5 protein-coding genes are annotated in these 6,017 nt (G+C 67.8%); 1 reads left to right on the top strand and 4 read right to left on the bottom strand.

Annotated elements, in window-relative coordinates; genetic code table 11:
- Both AX681_RS17365 and AX681_RS17370 read right to left on the bottom strand, forming a co-directional pair.
- Positions 1-1,100, bottom strand: a 1,100-nt coding sequence (locus AX681_RS17365; RefSeq protein ID WP_156456129.1) for a DUF3363 domain-containing protein, incomplete at its 3' end; no start/stop codon positions are given.
- A 335-nt stretch (positions 1,101-1,435) separates the two neighbouring features.
- Complete coding sequence (locus tag AX681_RS17370) at positions 1,436-1,804, bottom strand: hypothetical protein (protein ID WP_066664269.1); 369 nt, start codon at positions 1,802-1,804, stop codon at positions 1,436-1,438.
- A 368-nt stretch (positions 1,805-2,172) separates the two neighbouring features.
- On the opposite strand from AX681_RS17370, the gene AX681_RS17375 reads away from it, so the two are divergent.
- Positions 2,173-3,495, top strand: a complete 1,323-nt coding sequence (locus AX681_RS17375) for a hypothetical protein (RefSeq protein ID WP_066664266.1) — start codon at positions 2,173-2,175, stop codon at positions 3,493-3,495.
- 1,561 nt (positions 3,496-5,056) lie between these two features.
- Here the strand turns inward: AX681_RS17375 and AX681_RS17385 are convergent.
- On the bottom strand, positions 5,057-5,680 hold the full coding sequence (locus AX681_RS17385) for a lytic transglycosylase domain-containing protein (RefSeq protein ID WP_231733836.1): 624 nt from the start codon (positions 5,678-5,680) through the stop codon (positions 5,057-5,059).
- A gap of 44 nt (positions 5,681-5,724) precedes the next feature.
- Positions 5,725-6,017, bottom strand: a 293-nt coding sequence (locus AX681_RS17390; RefSeq protein WP_197424316.1) for a S26 family signal peptidase, incomplete at its 5' end; no start/stop codon positions are given.

The following is a 6,017-nucleotide window of genomic DNA, read 5'->3' on the forward strand; positions in this document are numbered from 1 at the left end:
CGGTCGCGATGCTCGTCGGCGAGCCCCCGCACCAGCACGCGCCCGACGAGCGGCGCCGCTTCCGGCGCGGCCGGGTCGTAGATCGCTTGGTCGACCGCGGCCCGTTCGACCCGCGCCGCGGTGAAGGCGCGCTGCATCGTGCGGATGATGTCGCCGCGCTCGCCCATCCGGGCGAGCGTCTCGGATAGGCCGGGCGCGAGCCGCCAGCGGCCCTGGCCCAAATCCTCGGCGAGCCCGAGCTGCCCGAGCTTGGCGAGGCGCCCGGCGCGCAGCGTTTGCTCGAACACGCCGGCAGCGCTCGCCGCGACGATGCGGTCTTCGCCGGCGAGGCGGACCAGCCGCCGGTCGATCGCAGTCAGGCGCTCGGCCTCGATCTCGGCGAGCTGGCTGCGCGCGATCTCGCGCGTCGTGCGCGGGCCGAGGTCGAGCTCGACGAGCTCGGCGGCGCGCTCGCGCAGGCCCCGGGTCAGATAGTCGGGGGCGATCACCAAGTCGTTGCCCTCCTGGTCGTGCCCAAGGACGATGACGTGGCTGTGCGGATGGCCGGTGTTGAAATGGTCGACCGCGACCCAGTCGAGCCGGGTCCCGAGATCGGCTTCCACGCGCGCCATCAGCCGGCGGACAAGGGGTTTGAGCTCCTCATATTCGGCGCCGTCCTCGGGCGAGACGATCAAGCGGAACTGGTGGCGGTCGCCGGCGCCGCGGGCGAGAAAATCCTTGGCTTCGACCGCATCCCTCTCCGGACCATAAAGCGCACCTCGATTTCCCTCGCGCGTGGTTCCGTCGCGCTGCAGATACCGCAGGTGCGCGGCCGCGGCGTTCGCGCCCCTGCCGGCGAGCCGCACGATGCGGGTCTTGACCACGACGCGGCGGCGCTCGAGCGCGCTCAGCCGGCCGCGGCTGGCGAGCAGCCGCCCGATGCCGGCGGCGCGGCCGATGCGACTGCCGGCGGACTGCCTGCGCGATCGCCCGGCAAAAGCCGCCCCGCCGCGCGCCAGGTTGGTGGCGGCGAGTACGCGCTGGAGGTAGCGCCGCGCGCGCCTCGGCGGGCGGCTGCGCAGCCGTCCGAGATGGGGTTCGAAATCGTCCTCGGTGCTCACATGGCGGCCCTTGCCGGCGCGCCCCGCCGGCAGTGTGCCGCAGCCTGGCTCCCGAGAAAACCGGTGCCACCGAGGGCCGCGGAAATCCTCGCCTTTCGGCGCCACCGGCACCGCCTGCCAGGCGACGGTGCCGCTCAAACGCCGCAAAAAGGATGTGCAGGCAAAGGCTTGCGCGCCGGCCAGTGCCGGCGCTTTATCTTGCCTTACGCGGCATCCCCGTCGTTCCGCGGCAATGATGCGCTATCTGTCCGTCGTCGAGGCCGTGTCGTCGAGGCAAAAAGGAGAGCGGGAGCGACGCCGGTCCGACGCCGCTCCCGCGGAAAATACCCCACGCCTCAGTGCACGCGTTCGAACGCTTCGCGTGCCTGCGCTTCGCCGTTCACCAGCCTGAGCGCCATGATTTCGTGCACCGCACCGTCGCCATCGACGATGCAGGTCGCGACGAACCAAGCGCCCTTGAGCACGCCCAGGATTGCGATCCGATCGAGCTCGAGCCCTTCGGCCTCCTCGTCGATCGCGCCCTCGTAACGGCCGAGATGCCGCTCCATCGTGCGGCTCTGCCAGTGGAAATCGGCAAGCTCGGCATCGAGAAAACGGCACGCGATTTCGACGCTTCCTTCGCGCCCGTATTGCGCTTCGAGCCCGGCGATGAGCGCCGGATAGGCGTCGCGCGATTGCGTCTGCAGGATGGTGATCATGGTCATGAGAACCTCCGTCGCTTGGCGTCCCCACGATCGAGGACGGACCTCGAAAGACGGGCGGCGGAGCGGCTGTCAGGGCCGCTGGAGGCGCAGCCGGAAGCGCCGCGAAGCGGCGGCGGAGGTACCGATTTTGTCGCGCTGGAACGAACAAAGGCGCGCGCGAAGCGCGCTCCATCTCGCGGCAAAATTGGAGGGGCCGCCGGCCTTGCACAGCCGCTCCGGCGGCCGTCATGCTGGGCCTTGCCGAGACGAGCCTCCCCCCACGCCCGCGACCACGCAACGTTCCGCAAGTCCATGGCACGCCGTGACCAAGGATTGTTTACCTTGATGGCCTAGCCGGCACCGGACGAAGCAATGCGGAGGGGAGTGGGATGGGCCTGGCGAACCTGAGGAAGCAGCATGCGGTGGGACAAGGGTTCTTCCATTCGGCGGAATTGATCGAGAATGGAAAGTCGCGGCTTCGCTATGTCTATGACTGCGGTGCCATGACGAAATATGCGGGCACCCGCTCCGAGCGCATCAAGGCATATCTGCGGTCCGTCGGCGCGCGTTCGAAGCTCGATCTGCTGTTCATTTCGCACGTCCATGCCGATCACCTGAACGGTCTTCCGCAGTTACTCCACGCCAGGACCGGACAGGACGTGGACACGATCGTGCTGCCGTACTTCAACATGATCGAGCGCCTCATCGGCTATGCGCGGGATGCAACCGAGGACCCGGCGGCAATGGAGGATGATTTCTACCGCAGCTTCGTCCTCGATCCTGTCGCCGCCCTGTCCGGATTCGGACCGCGCCAGATCCTGTTCGTCCGATCGGCGGGCGACGACAGCCCGGGAGCGCCGGACCTGGACGGAGGGCCCGAGGGTCCCGGACCCGATATAGCGGGGCGTCGCGACGACGAGGGCCGAGCGACTTGGAAGCTGGTCGGCCGCGGAAGGTTCTATGGACGCGGCCAAGGGAGTGCTCCGACGCCGGCCTCAGGAACGCTCGTTGCCTCGATACCCGACAGCATGGGCGTGGCCGTGCCAAGCCTTGGCACGAGAGCAGGCTTCTGGCTCCTGTCGCCCTTCATCGATCCCGCGATCGAGAGGCAGCGCGGCGTCTTTAAGGCCGCGCTGCTCAAGGCGTTGAACCACGGCAAGCCGCGCAAGGACCAGATCAAGAAGGCAGGTTTCGATGCCTGGCTCGACGACCCGGCGAACCTCAAGGACCTCGTGCTGAACAAGGTCGCAGACCTGCGGGAGGCCTATGCGGCAGTCGAGAAGAACCTCAACATCTCGTCGATGTGCCTTTATTCCGGTCCACTGCCGGACGGGCAAGAGCATGCGCGACGGCATTTCGGTTGGTTCGGCAAATGGACCGCGCGCGGCGGCGACGGGATCGCCTGGCTCGCGACCGGAGATGCCGATCTCAAGGTCAAGAAGCGGCGCGCCGCCTTCCTCCGCCATTACCGCAAGCTGTTGGACGAAGTCGTCACCCTCACCGTTCCCCATCACGGCTCGGAAGGAAATTTCGACCCCGAGCTGCTGTCGAAGGTGAATCCCAACTTCTGCATTGCGGCGGCGGACGCGTTCGGCAAATGGCGCCACCCCGGCACGAAAGTCGTGCAAACCATTGCATCGCAAGGCCGCTTCCTTTCGGTGGTCACCTCGCAAGCGGCCTCCGAAGTGGTCGAGCGAGCCGAGATCGACTGAGTGCCCCGCGTCGTCCGCCAAGGGGGACGCTAGCCCTGCGCCTCCTCCTGGCCGCGACGCCGGGTCCAGGTGACATGGCTGCTATTACCGACGCGCGCGACAAATTCCCCCACGTCAACCGGAGCGACGTGCCGGGTGATCGAGGCAAACGGATGGAAGTCGGGGACCGAGCTCGTGCGTTCGCCGCCGGGCGACATGAAATGATGTGCCGCGCCGGGCAGCATGTCTGGGTCGAGCTTCAGCGCTGCGTTGGGATTATGAAAGACGTTTAGTCCCTCGACCCAGCTTTCGTGGTATCCGGGCGCGTTGACGAGCGCCCGGAACAGCTTGGGTTCCGTCGCGTCGGGGTCGACGTCGACCGCCGTTCCTTCGCGGATCAGCACGACCCTGCCCGACCCGAAGCCGGCGAGCAGGCCCATGCGATTGAATTTCGAGATCGTACCGCTGGCGCTCGTCAGCACCGCGCTGACATTCGCCGCTTCGGCAATGCGGAAGAAGCCGGAGGGGATGCGCTTCTCGGCGAAGCGATGCTCTTCGATCCGGCGAGGCTTTATCGCGAGCCGGCCGTCTTCGCCGCGTTCGGCATCGTGATCGTAGCCATAGAGATAGAGCTCGAGCGCCGACGCCGTGTGAGTCATCGAGCCCGGCGACGAGAAGTCGGCGACGGCGAGCACGAACGGGTTTCCGGCAACGTGTGCGCGCTCCCAATAGCGCTTGCCGAGCTTGCTGTAGAGTGGGCTGCCGAACTTGATCGGCATGTATTCCTTCAGGTAAGCGCGCTGCTCCTCGGCCGTTGTTCGCGGTGGCGGCGGAACGATGCGGCCCTTCTCGCGGGTCGGGCCTACGGTCACTGCCTCGGCGCAGAAGGACCCGGCCAGGCCGCTGCAGACGAAGTCCGGCATCGGGTGCGTGCGGTCGAACAGGAAGCCCAGCTCTACGAAGGTCGCGAAGAGGTACAGCTCCCAGATGCGCTGGTCGAATCCGGTCGTCTGGAACTGCTCGACGAAATTGCCGTCGACATCCTCGTACCAGCGCATCATCGGCTCGATGATGCCCCGTGCCGGTGAATTGGCCTCATCGGTGATCAGCTTCACGAAGTCGGGGTTGAGCCGGTCGAGGGGGTGGACCGGCGTGAAGAAATCGACCGGTTCGCCAAACTCGTCGGCTTGATGATGCGCCTCCGCAGGTGCCTGCGCGGCCACATCCATTGCAACCGCCAAGTCGGCCTCCGCTGCCTTTGCCGAATCGACGAATGCCGTCATCTTTACGCTGCGGAAGCGCAGCTTGCGGTCCGGTGCAAACACCATCCCAAAATAATCGCCGTCCGTAATGTCGCGCAGGAGCATGCCGACGATACGCCCGTCGCCGAGTTCGAAATACCCGAGCTCGGCCCCGAACAGGGCAGCCTGCGGCATGCGCGCATAGCCTGCGATCGCGTTGAAACGGATTGGCGAGATCGGCGTCATGGACTTCGTATAACGCGGAGTCGACGAGTGCCCAGCATTCGACTGCGAACCAGCAAGCATGGGCCCGTCCGCCGTGCCGCCAGGACCCGAACGTATCAGCGGTGCGCTCGCACGGCGAACAGTCCGTCGGACACGGCCGCCGAAGCAATCGATGGCGGCTGGGCGGGCACCACGGCGTTCACGCGGTTGATCGCGAACAGGGCTTGGGGTGTCTGCCGCGCCCAACGCTTCTCCGCCGTCGGATCGTTCACGTCCGGACCGCCGAGCTGCGGGAGATAGGCGGTGGTCTCGGCCGGCAGGGCGCGCCTGCCCGCCAGCCATTCGGCATAGCGCCCGGGGCCGGCATTGTAGGCGCCGAACAGGCCCGGATAGCCGAACCGGTCATACATCAGCCGCAGGTAGTAGGTGCCGGCGAGGATATTGTCCCTGGGATCGTGCGGGTCGCTGCCGAGGCCGAGCCGCGCGCGCAGCTCGGCCCAGGTGGCGGGCATGACCTGCATCAGCCCCATCGCCCCGGCGCGGCTGGTGATCGGGCGGCCGTCGAGGTGGGTGCGGCCGCCGCTCTCGGCCCGCATCACTCGCTCGATCCACTCCAGCGGCACGCCGAACCGGCGCGAGGCTTCGAGCGAATAGGGGCGCCAGCGGGTGACGGCATCCGCCCGTTCCGCGGCCGCCCGGGGAGCGGCTTCCGCGGCGGCTCCGGTTGTCGCCGCCTGCACGCCGGCGGGCTGCGCGACGGCCTGCGCGAGCAGGGCCAGCAGGCTCAGCGCGGCCACAGGAGCGTCGCCTTGCCGACGATGTCTGCGACCCGGCTGGCGCCGAAATAGCGGCCGTCGAACGAGGCCGGGCTCTCGCCCATCAGCAGGAACCGCTCGCCGGGACCGAGCACATGGCAGCCTTCCCACCAGGACAGCGGACGGCCGAGACGGTCGGCGGCCAGCCGCCGGGCAACGGGCTGGCCGTCGACGAAGACCGTCTCGCGGCGCGCGCAGACGCGTGCGCCGGGACCGGCGGCGACGCGCTTCACCGCGGGCACGTTGGCCGGAAGATAGCGGC

The sequence above is a fragment of the Sphingomonas sp. CCH9-E2 genome, from assembly GCF_001557215.1.
Taxonomy (GTDB): Bacteria; Pseudomonadota; Alphaproteobacteria; order Sphingomonadales; family Sphingomonadaceae; genus Sphingomonas.